The following is a 17,496-nucleotide window of genomic DNA, read 5'->3' as shown; positions in this document are numbered from 1 at the left end:
CGCGACGCGGGACAGTGACTTGCACTTGATCGCGACCTTGCGGACGTGGTGTGCGCTTGTCGCGCAGTTCTCCCCCAGCCCTAGCGGGCCGGGAGGTGCCCCCACGCGCCCCTGTCTGCGCACCCTCCTGCGTTTCGCACGCGCATGCGTTTCGCGCGATGGTGGGTGGTGAGGTGAGTGCGATGGCCGAGATCGCCTTGCAGGTCGATGTCGCGGCGTCCCGGGAGCGGTTGCTGGCGGCGTTGGACACCCGGGTGGGGTTGACGTCGTGGTGGAGTACCGGGATCGAACGGGACGGGGAGGATCTGCTGGTCACGGTGCCGGACGCGCCGGAGCCGCTTCGGCTCCGGCGTGAGCGTGCGGACCTGGACCGGGTGGGGTGGCGCAGTGTCGGGTTGTATCCGCCGACGTGGCAGGGCACGACCGTGACGTGGGACCTGTTCGATCATCCGGACGGGCCGCGGCACACGCTGTTGCTGCTGCGCCATCTCGGGTGGGGGCCGGACGCGGTGGCGTCCGTCCCGGCGGCCGCGGGCGGGTGGGCGGAGGCGATCGTCCGGTTGAAGGACTATGCGCAGAGCGGGCGTCCGCAGCCGCTGTTCGTGCCGGAGGGCCACTCGCATCCGGGGGTGCACGCGGCGGCCGACTGACCACGACGCGCCGTTTCGGGCGATGACCGGCATGGAGCAGCGACGGCGGGTGAGACTGGCAGCATGTTGGGACTTCCGGACCGCATCAACGCTTTCCTGTTCGACCTCGACGGGGTGCTGACCCAGACCGCGAAGGTGCACGCGGCCGCGTGGAAGGACATGTTCGACGCGTTCCTGCGGTCGGAGGCGGAGCGCGGCGGCGCCCCGTTCGTCCCGTTCGATCCGGTCGGCGACTACGACCGGTACGTGGATGGCCGTCCCCGGTTGGACGGCACCCGGCAGTTCCTGGCCTCGCGCGGGATCGAGCTGCCGGAGGGCACCTCGCAGGATCCGCCGGGGGCGCGGACGGTCAACGGGCTGTCCGCGGCGAAGAACGACACCGTGCTGCGGCTGATCCGCGAGCAGGGCGTGCAGCCGTACCAGGGGTCGGTGGCGTACCTGCACCGGCTGCGGGAGCTCGGGCTGCCGCGCGCGGTGGTCTCGTCCAGCGCGAACTGCCGGGATGTACTGAAGGCCGCCGGGATCGACGGCCTGTTCGATGTGGTGGTGGACGGGATCACCGCGGCCCGCGACCACCTGGCGGGCAAGCCCGCGCCGGACACCTTCCTGGCCGCCGCGAAGCGGTTGGGCACCGCCCCGGAGCACGCGGCGGTGTTCGAGGACGCGCTGGCGGGGGTCGCGGCGGGCCGGGCGGGCGGTTTCGGCACGGTGGTGGGGGTGAACCGCACCGGGCAGGCCGAGGCGCTGCGCGAGCACGGCGCGGACGTGGTGGTGGACGACCTGTCGGAGCTGCTCGGGGAGCGCGGATGAGCCCGTCCGAGGCGTTCACGGTCGATCCGTGGGGGATCAGCGAGCACGGTCTGGACCTGCCGGGGCAGGCCCGCGCGGAGTCGGTGTTCGCGCTGTCCAACGGCCACATCGGGCTGCGCGGCAACCTGGACGAGGGCGAGCCGCACGGCCTGCCCGGCACCTACCTGAACGGCGTGTTCGAGCTGCGTCCGCTGCCGTACGCGGAGAGCGGCTACGGCTTCCCGGAGTCCGGGCAGAGCGTCATCAACGTCACCAACGGCAAGCTGATCCGGCTGCTGGTCGACGACGAGCCGTTCGACCTGCGGTACGGCGAACTGCGCAGCCACCGGCGCAGCCTGGACTTCCGGGACGGCATCCTGCGCCGGGAGGCCGAGTGGACCTCGCCGGCCGGGCGGACGGTGCGGGTCAGCTCCCGCCGCCTGGTGTCGCTGACCCAGCGGGCGGTGTGCGCGATCGACTACGCGGTGGAGGCCGTGGACGGCCCGGTGCGGATCGTGCTGCAGTCCGAGCTGGTCGCCAACGAGCAGTTGCCGGGCGGCGGGGACGGCGACCCGCGGGCGTCGGCCGTGCTGGAGGCCCCGCTGGCGGCCGAACTGCGGCACGCCGACGGGACGAAGGGCGTGCTGGTGCACCGCACCCGGTTCTCCGGGCTGCGGGTCGCCGCCGGGATCGACCACGTGATCGACGGGCCGGAGCGGATCGACACCGCCGCCGAGTCCTCGGACGACCAGGCCCGGATCACCGTCACCACGGTGCTGAACGCCGGTCAGAAGCTGCGCCTGGTGAAGTTCGTGTCGTACGGCTGGTCGGCGACCCGTTCGCTGCCCGCCGTCCGCGACCAGGTGGAGGCCGCGCTGACCGCCGCCCGGTACACCGGCTGGGACGGTCTGGTGGCCGAACAGAAGGAGTTCCTGGGCAAGTTCTGGGGTGACAACGACGTCGAGATCGAGGGCGACGTGGAACTCCAGCAGGCCGTCCGGTTCGCGCTGTTCCACGTGTTGCAGGCGGGTGCCCGGAGCGAGGAACGGGCCATCCCCGCCAAGGGGTTGACCGGCCCGGGGTACGACGGGCATTCGTTCTGGGACACCGAGACCTTCGTACTGCCGGTGCTCACCTACTGCCTGCCGGAGGCCGTCAAGCAGGCGCTGCGCTGGCGGCACACCACGCTGCCGATGGCCCGCGAGCGGGCGGCCCAACTCGGCCTGGCGGGCGGGGTGTTCCCGTGGCGGACGATCCGCGGCGAGGAGTGCTCGGGGTACTGGCCGGCCGGCACCGCCGCGTTCCACATCGGCGCGGACATCGCGGCCGCCGTGGTCCGCTACGTGCGGGCCACCGGCGACACCGAGTTCGAACGCACCCAGGGCCTGGAGCTGCTGGTGGAGACCGCCCGGATGTGGCGTTCGCTGGGCCACCACGACGCCAAGGGCAACTTCCGGATCGAGGGCGTCACCGGCCCCGACGAGTACAGCGCGGTCGCCGACAACAACGTCTTCACCAACGCGATGGCGCAGGCCAACCTGTGGAACGCCGCCGACACCGCGCTGAAGTACCTGCACGAGGCGTCGGCGTTCGGGGTGGACACCGAGGAGGCCGCCGCCTGGCGCGACGCGGCCGACAAGATGTTCATCCCGTACGACGAGCAGATCGGCGTCCACCCGCAGGCGGACGGCTTCACCGACCACCAGATGTGGGACTTCGAGGCCACCCCGCCCGAGAAGTACCCGCTGCTGCTGCACTACCCGTACTTCGACCTGTACCGGAAGCAGGTCGTCAAACAGGCCGACCTGGTGCTCGCCATGCAGACCCGCGGCGACCTCTTCACCCCCGCGCAGAAGGCCCGGAACTTCGCCTACTACGAACAACTGACCGTCCGCGACTCCTCGCTCTCCGCCTGCACCCAGGCCGTCATCGCCGCCGAGGTCGGCCAGCTCGACCTCGCCTACGACTACACCGCCGAAGCCGCCCTGATGGACCTGCACGACCTCGGCGGCAACACCCGCGACGGCCTGCACATGGCCTCGCTGGCCGGAGCCTGCATCGCCCTGGTGGCCGGCTTCGGCGGCCTGCGCGACCACAGCGAACACCTGTCGTTCCGCCCCCGGCTGCCCGCCGGACTGCAACGGCTGTGCTTCTCCATGAGCGTGCGCGAACACCTGCTGCGGATCGACATCACCCACGCCACCACCACCTACACGCTCCGCCGCGGCAGCGTGCTGCACGTCCTGCACGACGACGAAACGCTGCGCGTCGAAACCGGGAAGCCCGTCAGCCGCCCCACCAAGAAGATCGGCACCCCCGCCGAGCGCCCCACCCAGCCGCCCGGCCGCGAACCGGCCCGACGGCACAGCCAGGCCGGCATCCAGGTCGGCAGCGTCGACCATCTACCGGCAGAGTGACCGCGCGCATAAAACGCTGACGCAGCGTCAACACTCCCTGTACGAACCGTGACCGGTCGTGCAGGGAACTTCACGCGCGCCACCGGTCCGCAGTACCGACCGGAGGCCCGTCCGTGCGCACCTTCGCCCTCACCGCCGCCGCCCTGCTCACCACCCTCACCGCCGCCACCCCCACGCATGCCGACACCATCCACCCCGGCACCCACTGGGTGCACACCTGCGCCCGTCCCGCCCGCGCCGACATCGCCGCCTGCCACGCCCTGCGGGTCGTCAGCGCCGCCTCCGACAAGGAGGGTTACGGCCCCGCCGACCTGCTCTCCGCGTACGGGCTGCCCGCCGACGGCGGCGAAGGCACCACCGTCGCCATCGTCGACGCCTACGACAACCCGAACGCCGAGGCCGACCTCGGCGTCTACCGCGACCACTACGGGCTGCCCGCCTGCACCAGCGACAGCGGCTGCTTCCACAAGACCGACCAGCGCGGCGGCACCCGGATCCCGCGCGCGGACAGCGCGTGGGCCGGCGAGACGGCGCTCGACCTCGCCATGGTCTCCGCGATCGCACCCCGCGCCCACCTGCTCCTCGTCGAGGCCGACAGCGCCGGTGTCGCCGACCTCGGAGCCGCCGTCAACACCGCCGTCGCGATGGGCGCCAAGTACGTCTCGATCAGCTGGGGCGCGCAGGAGAACTCCAACGCCGCCGGCTACGACAGCCGGTACTTCGACCACCCCGGCGTGGCCATCGCCGTCGCCTCCGGTGACGGCGGCTACGGCGTGATCTTCCCGGCGTCCTCGCCGCACGTCACGGCGGTCGGGGGGACCTCGCTCCGCACCGACAGTTCGCCGCGCGGCTGGGCGGAGGAAGTCTGGTCCACGACTTCCTCCGAAGGGACCGGCAGCGGGTGCTCCTCCCGGCTCTCCAAGCCCAGTTGGCAGAAGGACACCGGGTGCAGCCGCCGGACCGTCGCGGATGTGGCGGCCGTCGCCGACCCCGAGACCGGTGTGGCCGTCTACCAGACCTACGGCGGCAGCGGCTGGTACACCTACGGCGGGACCTCCGCGGCGGCGCCCATCATCGCCGCGACCTACGCCCTCGCGGGCGCGCCGGCGGCCGGGAGCCGACCGGCGAGCTTCCCGTACGCGCAGCCCGGGGCGCTCAACGATGTGGTCACCGGAGCCACGGCGACGTGTCGGCCGGCCTACCTGTGCACGGCGGGGCCCGGGTATGACGGGCCTACGGGGCTGGGGACGCCGAACGGGGTCGGGGCGTTCAGGGGCTAGCCACCAAGGCGCCGGCGAGGCAGAGGGGGAGGTACGCACACCACGTCCGCGAGGTCGCGAGCACGTACAAGTCATTGTCGTGCGTCGCGATCTCGCGGTGGGGTGCGTTCCCCTTCGCGCAGTTCTCCCCCAGCCCTGGCGGGCCGTGCGGGACCTTTCTTGGCGACGGATGAAACATCCTGGTGCCGCCGGGTCGTCATAGGGCGGATTCGGCGGAGGGAGAGGAAACGTGGCCACAGCTCGACGGCGGGCGGCCCTGGAGGAGGAGTTCGTCGCGTTCGCGGCGGCCCGGTCCGGGCAGCTCTACCGCTCGGCGTACTTCCTCACCGGCGGGGACGCGCATCTGTCCGAGGATCTGGTGCAGGAGACGCTCGGGCAGATGTACACCCAGTGGCACCGTCTGCACCGGCCGAGCTGGGCGGGGCGGATCGACAATCCGGCCGGGTACGCGCAGACCGTGCTGGTGCGGGCGTACCTGACGCATCGGCGGCGGCGCAGCAGCAGTGAGCGGCCGAGCCAGGTGCTGCCGGAGGTGGTGGAGCAGGCGCCGGATTCGGCGTTGCGGCTGGCGCTGGTCGACGCGCTCGGTCAACTGCCGCCACGGGACCGGGCGGTGGTGGTGCTGCGGTACTGGGAGGACCGCAGTGTGGAGGAGACCGCCGCGATGGTGAAGGACAGTTCGGCCGCTGTGCGCACCCGGTGTTCGAGGGCGTTGGCGAAGCTGCGGACGCTGTTGGGTTCGGACTTGGCGGAGTTGGTGGCGCGATGAGCGGGGATTTCGGTCGAGGGAGTGGTGAAGTGACGGGCGGGGACGGGGAGTTCGAGGTGTGTTTGGGGGAGGCGTTCGGTCAGGTGGGCAGTGGGCCTGGGCCGGAGGTGACGGCGAGACTGGTGGACGGTGGGCTGGCGGTGGGGCGGCGGCTCAAGCGGGCCCGGCGGCGGCGGGCGGTGCTGCTGGGGGGTGCGCTGGCCACCACCGTGCTGGTCGGGGCGGGGGCGCTGACGGTGCCGCACGGTGTGCCGGGGCAGCGCTCGGACGTCCTCAGCATCGCTCACTCGGTGTCGCCGCCCCCGCCGGCGCCGTTGGACGCGGGCGTGACGATCCTGCTGGTGGGCCTGGACAGCACCGCTGACGCGCAGGGCCGGCCGGCGCCCGCCGAGCTGGTGCACGGCGACCTGCACGCCGCGCTGCCCGACCGGGACACCGCCGACACCATCATGCTGGTGCACATCCCCAAGGGTGGCGGCGAGGTCCGGCAGCTGTCGGTGCCCCGGGACCTGCTGGTGTCGGACGGGCACGGCGGGCAGGCCCCCCTCAACTCGCTGTTTTCGAAGGCGGAGACCGCCGAGATGGACCGGCTGCGCGGGCAGGGCCTGTCCGAGGAGGAGCTGCGCCGGCGCGGCCGGGGGGCCGGGCGGGGCGCGCTGTTCAGGGCCATGGAGATGCTGGCGGGGATCCCGGTGGACCACTACGCCGAGATCTCGATGACGGGGTTCTACCGGATGGCGCAGGCCCTTGGCGGGGTGCCGGTGTGTCTGAACCAGGCGGTGCGCGACGAGTGGAGCGGGGTCCGGTTGCCTGCCGGGCGCCAGGAGTTGAACCCGGCGCAGGCTCTGGCGTTCGTCCGGCAGCGGCACGGAATCGGTGACGGCTCGGACGTGCAGCGCACCACCCGGGCCCAGGCGCTGCTGGCCGGGGTGCTGGCGAAGCTGCGCACGGACGGGGTGCTGACGGATCCGGCCCGGCTTTCCGCGCTGTACGACTCGCTCAAGGACCAGTTGGTGACCGATGAGGGCTGGAGCCCGGTGGACTTCGTCCGCCAGGTGCCGGCGCTGGCGGCCGGGCGGGGCACCGCGGCGACGCTGCCGGTCACCTTCGAGGGGAACCGTGTGCGGGAGGTGAAGGGGGCGGCCCGGCAGATCCTGCTCGGCGAGCGGTCGGTCGGCCCGGTCTCGCCGGACTCGCCCGCCGGGGAGGCGTTCGAGGACTCGCCGCAGCTGCCGGTCGGGCTGGACGGGGTGCCCTGCGTGTACTGACGTGACGTCAGTCGAGGGCCGTCCACCGCCAGGGGCGGGGCCCGTGTTCGCCGCGCAGGCAGGCCAGCCGGTAGTGGGCCTGGGCGCGGTGGCGGTCGGGGGTGGTGGCGGCCTGTTGCAGGGCGTAGAGGGCGAGCCGCAGTTCGCGGATGGCGCGGAAGACCGGGTAGCCGGACCACTCGGTGACGTCCGCGCCGTACGCGGCGCAGAAGGCGGCGTAGCCGGGGGCGGTGAGGCTGCCGAAGGAGTCATGGGCGACGGCGGTGGAGGTGAGGTCCCAGGCGGGCGGGCCGAGGGCGGTGCGTTCGAAGTCCAGCAGGTAGGCGGCGGCGGCGGTGACCGCGAGGTTGCCGCCCCAGGCGTCGCCGTGGACGACCGTCAACGGCTGGGCGGAGTGGTCGAGTTCGGTCCAGGCGGTGCGCAGTTCGGCGAGTCGGCCGTGCAGCCAGGCGCGCTGCGGGGCGTCGAGGGTGGCGGCGCCGTCGATCCGGGCGGAGAGCCGGACGAACGGGTCGATGGTGCCCAACTCGGCTTCGGGCGGCGGAAGTTGGTGGAGTCGGCGGAGGGCGGCCGCGAGTTCGGGGGCGGTGGCGTGGCGGTGCGGGGGCAGTTCGTGCCAGAAGGTGACGGGGCGGCCGTGGACCACGATCGGTTCGGGCGGGTCGGCGAGCGGGCGGACGGCCGGGACGCGGTGCGCGCGCAGCCAGCGGGCGACTGTCAACTCGCGGACGGCGACGGCGGTTTGGCCGGGCCGGCCGATCCGGACCACGACCTGGCCGGGCAGCCGCCACAGGGTGTTCTCGCCGGCCCGGATGAGTTCGGCGCCGGCGCTCGGGCGGCCGGCGGCGGCGCAGGCCTCGGCCAGCAGGGCGGCGGGGCTTCGACAGTCCACGTCCAGGGCTCGTTCCACTCGACGTCCGGGGCCGCGACCGGCAGGACGCGGCGCTCCGGAGCACCGGAAGGGCGCACCGGGCCAGTGTTCACCCTGCTTATGCGGGAGGGGAATTCGGGGCCGCGGCGCTTCCGGGGACGGCCGCCCCTCGCCCGGTCCAGACCACCCTTGCCTTTGGTCCAGACCTATTGACGGGCTCGGCCGGCACTTCTACGATCCGGTCGGCACAGCCCCACATGTCCCCCACCTCACCCAGAGCCGGGCGTCACGCCGCCCCCACGCGCACGGCCTCGACCAGGGCGCTCGGCGGGAAGGGAGCACCACATGTTCCGTCGGAGCCCGCGCACGTCACGCCCGCAACGGGCGGGCGTGGAACGCGCAGTGCAGGTGACGCGGCCCGGAGCCGGACCGAGCGTGCTGAAGCGCTCGCTCGCCGGGGTCTGCGCGGCCGCCGCCGTCGGTACCGGCCTCGCCGTGGCCGGTACCGTCACGGCCGCCGCCGACACCACCAACCTGGTGGTCAACTCCGGCTTCGAGGACGGCCTTTCCGGCTGGACCTGCTCCGGCGCCGCGACCGTCGGCAGCCCCGTCCACTCCGGCGGCTCCGCGCTCCGGGCCACCCCCGGCGGCCAGGACACCGCGCAGTGCAGCCAGACCATCAGCGTGCAGCCCAACTCGCAGTACACGCTGAGCGCCTACGTCCAGGGCAGCTACGTCTACCTGGGCGCCACCGGCACCGGACTGACCGGCACCCCGTCCACCTGGACGGCCGGCAACGCCTCGTACGGGCAGCTCAGCGTCTCCTTCGGCACCGGCGCGAACACCACCTCGGTGACCGTCTACGTGCACGGCTGGTACGGCCGGCCCGCGTACTACGCGGACGACATCTCGCTGGCCGGCCCCGGCGGCAGCAGCCCCTCGCCGAGCGGCAGTCCGTCCGGGAGCGCCTCGTCGAGCCCGTCGTCCAGCCCGTCCGGCAGCGCGTCCGGCAGCCCCTCGGCGAGCAGCAGCGCGTCCGGCGGCCCCTCGTCCAGCCCGAGTTCGGGGGACGCGACCTGTCCGACCAAGCCCAGGCCGGCCGGCAAGGTGCTGCAGGGCTACTGGGAGAACTGGGACGGCGCGTCCAACGGCGTGCACCCCGGGATGGGGTGGACCCCGATCACCGACAGCCGGATGGCCGCGCACGGCTACAACGTCATCAACGCCGCGTTCCCGGTGATCCTCTCGGACGGCACCGTGCTGTGGCAGGACGGCATGGACACCGGCGTCAAGGTCTCCACGCCCGCGGAGATGTGCCAGGCCAAGGCCGCCGGCGCGACCGTCCTGCTGTCGATCGGCGGCGCCGCCGCGGGCATCGACCTGAGCTCCAGCGCCGTCGCGGACCGGTTCGTGGCGACCGTCGTCCCGATCCTGAAGAAGTACAACTTCGACGGCATCGACATCGACATCGAGACCGGCCTGTCCGGCAGCGGCAGCATCGGCACGCTGTCCGCCTCGCAGTCCAACCTGATCCGCATCATCGACGGTGTGCTGGCCCAGATGCCGGCCGGCTTCGGCCTGACCATGGCACCCGAGACCGCGTACGTCACCGGCGGCAGCGTCACCTACGGCTCGATCTGGGGCGCCTATCTGCCGGTCATCAAGAAGTACGTGGACAACGGCCGGCTGTGGTGGCTGAACATGCAGTACTACAACGGCTCGATGTACGGCTGCTCCGGCGACTCCTATTCGGCCGGAACCGTCCAGGGCTTCACCGCGCAGACCACCTGCCTGAACAACGGTCTGACCATCCAGGGCACCACCATCAAGGTCCCCTACGACAAGCAGGTCCCGGGCCTGCCGGCCCAGCCCGGCGCGGGCGGCGGGTACCTGGCGCCCAGCCTGGTCGGCCAGTCCTGGGGCGCCTTCAACGGCCGGCTGAAGGGCCTGATGGACTGGTCGATCAACTGGGACGGCTCGAAGGGCTGGAGCTTCGGCGACAACGTCAAGGCGCTCCAGGGCCGCTGACCTTCCACCCGCAGGGCTGTCCACAGGGCTGTGGACAGTGAACCGGGCAGGACCCCGGGGGTGCAGGCCGCTCCCGGGGTCCCGCGTTCCTTCAGTCCCGGAGTCCCAGCATCATTCGACATCAAACGATCAAATGCCCGGCCTGGACGGTTCAGGCCACGGCATAAATCGACCAGCGCGAAATTGTTCGGGCACCTAGTGGACGGGCCGAAGATAGGAGTATGCATCTGGTTCACGCACGGCTCCGCACGCCGATCGGCCGAAGCGCTCCTCCCGAGCTGGCGAATTTACTCCGCACCCATGCGGAGGACCTGGACGCACTGGAGCACGTGAGCGTCCATCCGAGCAGGTCGAACGAAGTCACGGTGGGGGTGTTCAGCCTGTCCCGCACCCTGCTGGAGGCGGAGGGCCGGGCGGCCGCGCTGCTGCGCCGGACGGTCCAGGCGGAGCCCGCGCTGGCCGGCTTCGCGGTCCTCTCGGTAGGCGCAGCACTGATTCCCGGGCCCTGGTGGGGACTCGACTAGCCGTGGCCGTGGACGGCTTAGGACAGTGCATGTTCCGTCCAGCCGCCCCCTGTTCCCACGGCGTCGCAGGTGCAGCACAGTGGTGGTGCCGGCCGGAGCGAGGGCGCCGGCAAGGAGCCCCGGGAACTGATCCCGGAGGAATCCCCACCATTTTCGAGGAGAATTCCGTGCTGGTCACCCGCGTCTCCAAGTTGGTCGCTTTCTCGGTCGCCGCTTTCGCCGCACTGGCCATTTCGGCGGCGTCGGTGGAATACGCCGGAAATGTCGCCGACGGTGCCGGTGCCGACCATGTCGTGCCGACCTCGACGGCCACCCCGGACCTGGGTGTCACCGAGAGCGACGTCACCTGGGGCCGCTGAGCCCGCGCAGGACACCGACCACCACATCCGACCGATCGCATTCACGGGGGTGAAGACGATGGAATACCTGGTCCTGGGCGCGCTGGAGACGCGTCAGGGCGGCGTCCTGGTGGACGTCCGGGGCATGCGGCAGCAGAGACTCCTGGCGCTGTTGCTCCTGAACGCCGGCCGGGTGGTACCGATGGACTTCCTGGTGGACGAGCTGTGGGAGGACCCGCCGCCGTCGGCCAGACCGCAGGTGCACAACGCCATCCGCGACCTGAGACGGGTGCTGGCCGCCGGCGAGCACCGGTTGGTGACGGTGGACGTCGGGTACCGGCTGGCCGCACCCGAGGACGCGGTGGACGCGCACCGCTTCACCCGCAAGGTCCGCGAGGCCCGGGCCGCCGAACGGGACGGGCGGTTCCCGGAGGCGATCCGGCTGCTCCAGTCCGCGGTGGACCTGTGGCGCGGCGAGGCGTTCGCGGGCATCCACTGCCCGGCCGTGACCAGCGCGGCCGTGAAGCTGAACGAACAGCGGCTGACCGCGGTCGAGGACCTGATGGCACTGCGCCTGAAGAGCGGTGAAACCTCCTCGCTGGTGGGCGAGTTGACGGCACTGCTGGCCGAGTACCCGCTGCGCGACTCGCTGCGCCGGAGCCTGATGACGGCGCTGTGCCGCAGCGGCCGGCAGGCGCACGCGCTCGCGGTCTACGACGAGGGCCGCCGCTTCCTGGCGGACGAACTCGGCCTGGAGCCGAGCCCCCAACTGCGGGCGCTGCAGGCGGAGATCCTCGCCGACGCGCCCGGCATGCACGACGCCCCCGGCCCGATCGCCGAACCGGTGACGGCGCGGCCCTCCGCCGGCAGCGAGCCCGCTCCCGGGCAGCGGCCGAACTGCCTGCCGCACGACCTGTCGGACTTCACCGGCCGGACCGGCGAGTTGGCACTGCTCCAGGAGGCGGTGGCCCGGCGGGCGGCCGGGGCTCCGCTGATGCTGTCGATCGACGGCATGGGCGGCGTCGGCAAGACCACCCTCGCGGTGCGCCTGGCGCACCGGGTGACCGCCGACTTCCCCGACGGCCAGTTCTTCGCCGCGCTGGACGGCTTCGACGAGTCCAGGCCGCCGGTGCCGCCCGCCCAGGCGCTGGCCGCACTGCTGCGCGCGGACGGCGTGCCGCCGGAGCGGATCCCGGCCTCGCTGGAGGAACGCTCCGCGCTGTGGCGCTCCCGGCTGGCCGGCCGGCGCTGCCTGCTGGTGCTGGACGACGCCGCGGAGAGCGCGCAGGTGCGCCCGCTGCTGCCCGGCGCCGGGGAGACCCTGGTGCTGGTGACCAGCCGGCGCAAGCTGAGCGCCCTGGACGGCTCGGTGGCGCTGCCGCTGGACGTGCTGCCGCCGGGTGACGCGGTGGAGCTGTTCGCCCGGGTGGCCGGGGAGTGGCGGGTGGCGCGCGAGCCGGTCCGGGCGGCGGAGGCGGCGGCGCTGTGCGGCTACCTGCCGCTGGCGGTGCGGATCGCCGCGACCCGGCTGCGGGACCGTCCGGCGTGGTCGGTGGCCGACCTGGTGGAGCGGCTGGCCGACCCGGAGCGGCGGGCGCGCTGCCTGCGCACCGGGGACCGCGACCTGATGGCACTGCTGCGCGCGTCCTACCAGTACCTGGACCGGGCGCAGCAGCGGTTCAGCTGCTTGATGAGCCGTCAGCCCGCCGGGTCGTTCGACGTGGACCGGGCGGCGGCGGTGACCGGGCTGAGCGCGGACGAGGTGGAGTGCTGCCTGGACGCGCTGTACGAGAACAACCTGATCCGGCAGGAGGCGGCGGCGCTGTTCTCGTTCCACAGCCTGGTGCGGGACTGCTCGCGGCTGCTGCCCGAGCCGCCGGACGGGGTCGGCGCACCGGCGGGGCCGACGGACCGTCAACTGCTGGTGACAGCCTGAGACCAGGCGGGTTCCGAACACTCCGCGGGCCGTGTCCGGGACACCGTTGTCCGGTCATGTTTCCGGAATCTTGGCGTCAAGGTGTGGTTGCCCCGTGTCAGTAAGCTCAGGAAATGATGTAAACCTTACTGGCGCTGATCGAAACGGGGACGATCCATGCTGGACATATTGGGGCTCGATGCGGAGGCCGAGTCCATCTATCGACGAATGCTCGCCGACCCACAGGCCGGGGTCGCCGCGCTGGCCGCCGCCCTGTGCCTCACCGAGGGCAGGGTACGCACCGGACTCGACCGGCTCAGCGAACTGGCCCTGATCCAGCCGTCCGCACGGGAGGGCATCGGGTTCCGGGCGGTCGGCCCGGAGACCGCGATGGAGGTGCTGCTGGCCCGCCAGCAGGCCGAGTTGGCCGCCCAGCAGTTGCGGGTGGAGGCATCCCGGGCCGCGGCGGCCCAGCTGATCGCGGAGTGCTCGGCGTTCCGGCCGACCGCCACCGACGCCGCGTCCGAGCAGCTGGCCGGGCCGGAGATGATCCGCGAGCGGCTGGCCGAACTGGCCGGGTCGGTACGCCATGAGGTGGCGACCTTCGCCCCCGGCGGCGCCCACACCGAGGAGGACCTGCGGGCCAGCCGGCAGCCGAACGCGGCGCTGCTGGAGCGCGGGGTGCAGATGCGCACCGTCTACCTGGACAGCGTCCGCAACCACCGGCCCACCCTGGACCACGTCACCTGGCTGAACCTGCAGGGCGGCCAGGTGCGTACGGTGCCCGAACTCCCCATCCGCATGATCATCTTCGACCGGCAGCAGGCCGTCCTGCCGATCGACACCGAGGACGCCCGGGCCGGCGCCGTGGTGCTGCGCGGCGCGGGCACGGTGGCCGCGCTGTGCGCGCTGTTCGAGGGCGTGTGGGCGAGTGCGATCCCGGTCGGGGACGCGCCCAAGTGCGACGAGAACGAGATGCCGCCGCACGAGCTGGCGGTGCTGAAGATGCTCTCCCAGGGCCACACCGACGAGGCGATCGCCAAGCGGATGGGCGTCTCCCCCCGCACCGCCCGCCGGTTCGCCGCCAACCTGATGGAACGCCTGGACGCCCGCAGCCGGTTCGAGGCCGGGGTGCACGCCGTTCAGGACGGCTGGCTCCCCGCCACGCGCTGACCGCGGGCGTTCGTCGGCGTTCGGTCAGGCCGCCGGCTGGCGCTTCTTCTCCCAGCGGTCCGCGAGGAGGAGCGCCAGCGCGGGCAGCAGCGTCACGCCGTACACCCCGAGCAGCCAGCCGAAGGAGTGCGCGAACGCGGCGGGCACCATGCCGTGGTGGCTGCGGGCGGAGTCGGTGAGCACCACGGTGACCACCGCGATGGCCAGCGCGCCGCCGATCCGCTGGGTCAGGTTGAGCTGCGCGGAGGCATCCGGGATGGACTCCTGACGGATCGACTGGAACGCCCGGGTCATGGTCGGCACGATGGTCAGGCCGGTGCCCAGGCCGCGGATCACCAGGCTGCCGCAGATCAGCGGGTACGAGGTGGTGGCGGTCAGGCCGGTCATCGGGACGGTGGCGATCATCGTCAGGCAGATGCCGATCAGCACGGTCGCACCACCGCCGATCTTCCGCAGCAGCACCCGGGACAGCCAGGCGGCGGTCACCACGCCCAGACCGCCGACGGACATCAGCAGGCCGGTGGTCACCGCGGACTCGCCGCGGGCGTCCTCGAAGTACAGCGGGATCAGCATCATCGGCGAGTACAGGACGAAGCCCAGGCAGAAGATGTTCACCACCGCGGTCGCGTACACCGGGATGCGGAACAGCCGCAGGTCGAGCAGCGGGAACTTCGCCTTCAGCTCGCGCACCACGAACACCACCGCGCCGACCACCGCCAGGCCGAGCGGCACCAGCAGCGCGGCGCTCGCCTCGGCGCCGCGCTCGGCGTACGCGTGGATGGCCAGCACCAGGCAGACGGTGGCGGTCGCCGAGGAGACCAGGCCCACCAGGTCCAGCGGCTTGGCGCTGCCGGCCGGCGGGGCGTCCTTGCGGACCCAGCGCACCGTGACGGCCAGCAGGATCGCGCAGAACGGAATGTTCACCACGTACACCGCCGACCAGCCGCCCCAGGCGACCAGCAGACCGCCGATGGTCGGGCCGAGCAGCGGACTGATCAGCATCACCGAACCGTTCAGGCCCTGGACCTTGGCCAGGTGCTCGCGCGGCACGCCACGGGTCAGCAGGATCGTCGAGGCCGGGGTCAGGATGCCGGCCGCCGCGCCGGACAGGCCGCGGGCCGCGATCAGCTGGTCCAGCGACTGGGCGGCGGCGCAGCCCAGCGAACCCAGCGCGAACAGTGCCGTGGCCGCAGCGAACACCCGCTTGGTGCCGAACCGGGTGGCCAGCCAGCCGGTGGCGGGCATGGTCGCCGCCAGCGCCAGCAGGTAGGCCGTCACCACCCACTGCACCTGGTTGATGCCACCGAAGCGGGCGGTGGTCTCCTGCATGGAGACGTTGACGATGGTGGTGTCCAGCAGCGCGATGAACCCGCCGGCGATGGCGGCCGCCATGGTGATCAGCGCGGCCTTGGACGGGCCCTCCTGGGCCGGCGGGGCCTCGGCCTTTTTGTCCTGCTCGGGGGTGGCCGGCGTCTCGGGCTCGGCCACGGCGACCGCGGCGGTCTCCTCGGCCGGCGGTGCGGTCTCGGTGGGCTGCGCGGGCTCTGTGGGCTGCGCGGGCTCTGTGGGCTGGGCGGTGGCGGTGGGCTGGGCGGTGGCGGTGGGCTGGGCGGTGGCGGTGGGCTTCTCGGAGGTGGCGGCGGGCTTCTCGGAGGTGGCGGCGGGCTTGCGCTCCGGGCCCGGCTTGCGGCGGGCCTTGCCCTTGACCGCGTTCACCGTGGTGCGGGGGGGCTGCTTGGTGGGCATCTTCGCAGGTCCTTCATCGGCGGGGAGGAGGGGTGAACGGGTCAGTCGGCGGCGAGCAGGGCGCGTTCGACCTCGTCGAGGACGGCCTCGGCGGCCGGGCGGGCGTCGGGCCGGTTGCGGCAGGACAGCGTGAGTTCGGTACGGCCGTCAAGCTGGCAGGTGCTCAGGAACATCTCGGCGTACGGGACGAGCATCGGCAGCGTGAAGTACTCGGTGGGCCGGAACTGCGCGGTGCGGTACAGCTCGGTGTCGATCCGCCCGTGGTCGGTGAGGATCGCGGTGCACGGGAAGCGCGTACCGTCCAGCTCCTGGGCCTCCCGCAGCGAGTTCGCGAACGGGTTGTTGCGCAGGAAGTCCCGTTCCAGGGCGGCGACTTCGCGCTTGCGGAGCATGGCGGCGAGCAGCTGACTGTGCAGCCGGTTCCAGCGGTCCTCGCGGTGCAGATCGAGCACCAGCTGGGAGGTCAGGTTGGCGGTGGAGCGCACCTCGCGGTCGTGCCGGCGCAGGTCCACCGGGATGATCAGGCGGCCGGAGTCGGCGGCCAGCAGGCGCGACACCGCGGCGCCGATCCGGGCAGTGGCGGCGGACGGCGTTGCCGCGACCGAGCGGCGCAGCCAGAGGGCTGTCCCGTCGGCGGGCCCCTGTCCGAGGATCGCGGGGCCTCCCTCCACCCGGGCCGGGACGGGGGCGGCCGGGACGGGGGCGGCGGCGGTGCGGAAGTGCGTGTCGTCGACGGTGGAGTCCGCGCCGACCAGGGGCTCGCCGCGCAGCGCGCGGAACAGGTCCTCGATCCAGTACCGCAGGCCGCGACCGTCGGTGACGATGTGGCTGGCGCGCACCACCAGCCGGGTGGTCACCGGCCCGTTGGCGAGGCCCAGTTCGCACACCGGCCCGGCCACCACGTCCAGGTCGCGATGGAAGAACGGGTGGTCGAACCCCGCATCGGCGGGCAGCTCGGTGATCGGCGGGAGGGCGTCCGCGGCCCGCCAGTTCGGGCCCTTGCGGCGAACCGCGAGGCCGGGGTTGGCGGCGGTGGACTCCCGCACCGCGTCGGCGAGTTGCCCCGGGTCGATGCGGCCCTCGCCCTCGATCACCATCTGGATCAGCTGCGGGGTGCCGGTGGCGTTGGCGTTCAGATAGCCGCGCTCGATCTGCGAGATCCGCCGGGTGTAGGCCCGGGCCGGGGCAGCGATGGCGGTGTCGGGCGGGGTCATGCGGCGAGCTCCAAGGTCAGGGCGGCAGCGCCGAAGTCGCGCTGCGCGCAGCCGAGTTCCGCCGACGGGGCGTGCGGCGGGGTGGCGGCGACGGCGGTGGCGGTCGCGGTCACGGTCACGGTCACGGTCACGCGGCGGGCTCCGAGGGCGTCGGCGGGGTCGGCGGGGTCGGGTGCCGGGGTTCCGAAGTCGCGCTGCGCACAGCGAAGTTCGGGCTGCCGGGCGTACGCCGCAGCGGCGGTGGCGGTCATCCGGCGGGCTCCGCAGCCGTTGGCGAAGTCCGGTGCCGGGGCGCCGAGTTCGAGCTGCGATGCCGGGGCGACGGGGCGGCGCTGCGGTTCGGCCGGGCCGCCCTGGTGAGAGCGACTGCAGGCCGTGGCGGCGGTTCCGAAGTAGCGCTGCGCGCGGCCGACTTCGAGCTGCCGGGCGTACGCCGCAGCGGCGGTGGCGGTCATCCGGCGGGCTCCGCAGCCGTTGGCGAAGTCCGGTGCCGGGGCGCCGAGTTCAAGCTGCG

General features: G+C 72.8%; 14 protein-coding genes and 1 pseudogene. 11 read left to right on the top strand and 4 right to left on the bottom strand.

The genetic code is table 11. The annotated features are described in order from the left end of the window. The first annotated feature begins 182 nt into the window (after positions 1–182). The 6 genes from ACZ6R9_RS05770 (at position 183) to ACZ6R9_RS05745 (ending at position 7,173) form a co-directional block, all read left to right on the top strand. A complete protein-coding gene (locus ACZ6R9_RS05770) occupies positions 183–650 on the top strand; it encodes an SRPBCC domain-containing protein (RefSeq protein WP_380488188.1) in 468 nt (155 codons plus the stop codon). Positions 651–713: 63 nt separating this feature from the next. After that, positions 714–1,460 carry an HAD family hydrolase gene (locus tag ACZ6R9_RS05765; protein ID WP_380488187.1) on the top strand — a complete coding sequence of 249 codons (747 nt, stop codon included), beginning with the start codon at positions 714–716 and terminating at the stop codon, positions 1,458–1,460. Continuing rightward, entirely contained in the window at positions 1,457–3,856 is a 2,400-nt protein-coding gene (locus ACZ6R9_RS05760) for a glycoside hydrolase family 65 protein (RefSeq protein ID WP_380488186.1), read from the top strand. The genes ACZ6R9_RS05765 and ACZ6R9_RS05760 overlap by 4 nt, the downstream gene beginning before the upstream one ends. Positions 3,857–3,969: 113 nt before the next feature. Next, positions 3,970–5,136, top strand: coding sequence for a S53 family peptidase (locus tag ACZ6R9_RS05755; RefSeq protein WP_465536724.1), 1,167 nt, complete (start codon positions 3,970–3,972; stop codon positions 5,134–5,136). Between the two features lie 229 nt (positions 5,137–5,365). After that, entirely contained in the window at positions 5,366–5,905 is a 540-nt protein-coding gene (locus ACZ6R9_RS05750; protein WP_380488184.1) for a SigE family RNA polymerase sigma factor, read from the top strand. A 29-nt stretch (positions 5,906–5,934) separates the two neighbouring features. After that, the gene (locus ACZ6R9_RS05745) at positions 5,935–7,173 is read left to right on the top strand and encodes an LCP family protein (protein WP_465536722.1); all 1,239 of its coding nucleotides are present in this window, start codon (positions 5,935–5,937) and stop codon (positions 7,171–7,173) included. A gap of 7 nt (positions 7,174–7,180) precedes the next feature. On the opposite strand, the gene ACZ6R9_RS05740 is transcribed toward ACZ6R9_RS05745, so the two are convergent. After that, positions 7,181–8,065, bottom strand: coding sequence for a phosphotransferase (locus tag ACZ6R9_RS05740; RefSeq protein WP_465536720.1), 885 nt, complete (start codon positions 8,063–8,065; stop codon positions 7,181–7,183). Between the two features lie 324 nt (positions 8,066–8,389). Between ACZ6R9_RS05740 and ACZ6R9_RS05735 the strand changes: the two genes are divergently transcribed. The 5 genes from ACZ6R9_RS05735 to ACZ6R9_RS05715 all read left to right on the top strand — a co-directional run bounded on the left by ACZ6R9_RS05735 (position 8,390) and on the right by ACZ6R9_RS05715 (position 14,022). After that, complete coding sequence (locus ACZ6R9_RS05735; RefSeq protein ID WP_465536718.1) at positions 8,390–10,072, top strand: carbohydrate binding domain-containing protein; 1,683 nt, start codon at positions 8,390–8,392, stop codon at positions 10,070–10,072. A gap of 221 nt (positions 10,073–10,293) precedes the next feature. Next, complete coding sequence (locus ACZ6R9_RS05730; protein ID WP_465536717.1) at positions 10,294–10,596, top strand: hypothetical protein; 303 nt, start codon at positions 10,294–10,296, stop codon at positions 10,594–10,596. A gap of 167 nt (positions 10,597–10,763) precedes the next feature. Then, positions 10,764–10,955, top strand: coding sequence for a hypothetical protein (locus ACZ6R9_RS05725; protein WP_465536715.1), 192 nt, complete (start codon positions 10,764–10,766; stop codon positions 10,953–10,955). A 58-nt stretch (positions 10,956–11,013) separates the two neighbouring features. Then, the gene (locus tag ACZ6R9_RS05720; protein ID WP_465536821.1) at positions 11,014–12,870 is read left to right on the top strand and encodes an AfsR/SARP family transcriptional regulator; all 1,857 of its coding nucleotides are present in this window, start codon (positions 11,014–11,016) and stop codon (positions 12,868–12,870) included. 156 nt (positions 12,871–13,026) lie between these two features. Then, a complete protein-coding gene (locus tag ACZ6R9_RS05715; RefSeq protein ID WP_380488175.1) occupies positions 13,027–14,022 on the top strand; it encodes a LuxR C-terminal-related transcriptional regulator in 996 nt (331 codons plus the stop codon). 24 nt (positions 14,023–14,046) lie between these two features. Here ACZ6R9_RS05715 and ACZ6R9_RS05710 read toward each other — a convergent pair whose 3' ends face one another. The 3 genes and pseudogenes from ACZ6R9_RS05710 to ACZ6R9_RS05700 form a co-directional block, all read right to left on the bottom strand. Continuing rightward, positions 14,047–15,768 (bottom strand): DHA2 family efflux MFS transporter permease subunit, encoded by a 1,722-nt coding sequence (locus ACZ6R9_RS05710; protein ID WP_465536713.1) that lies wholly within the window; start codon positions 15,766–15,768, stop codon positions 14,047–14,049. Between the two features lie 41 nt (positions 15,769–15,809). After that, positions 15,810–16,982 carry a hypothetical protein gene (locus ACZ6R9_RS05705; RefSeq protein WP_465536712.1) on the bottom strand — a complete coding sequence of 391 codons (1,173 nt, stop codon included), beginning with the start codon at positions 16,980–16,982 and terminating at the stop codon, positions 15,810–15,812. Next, positions 16,979–17,496 (bottom strand): annotated as a pseudogene (locus tag ACZ6R9_RS05700) (hypothetical protein); the annotation flags it as partial. The gene ACZ6R9_RS05705 and the pseudogene ACZ6R9_RS05700, both read right to left, overlap by 4 nt.

This window comes from Kitasatospora sp. NPDC048662 (genome assembly GCF_055587065.1).
Note: the sequence above shows the minus strand (reverse complement) of the source record. Positions and strands in the feature narration are given on the sequence as shown.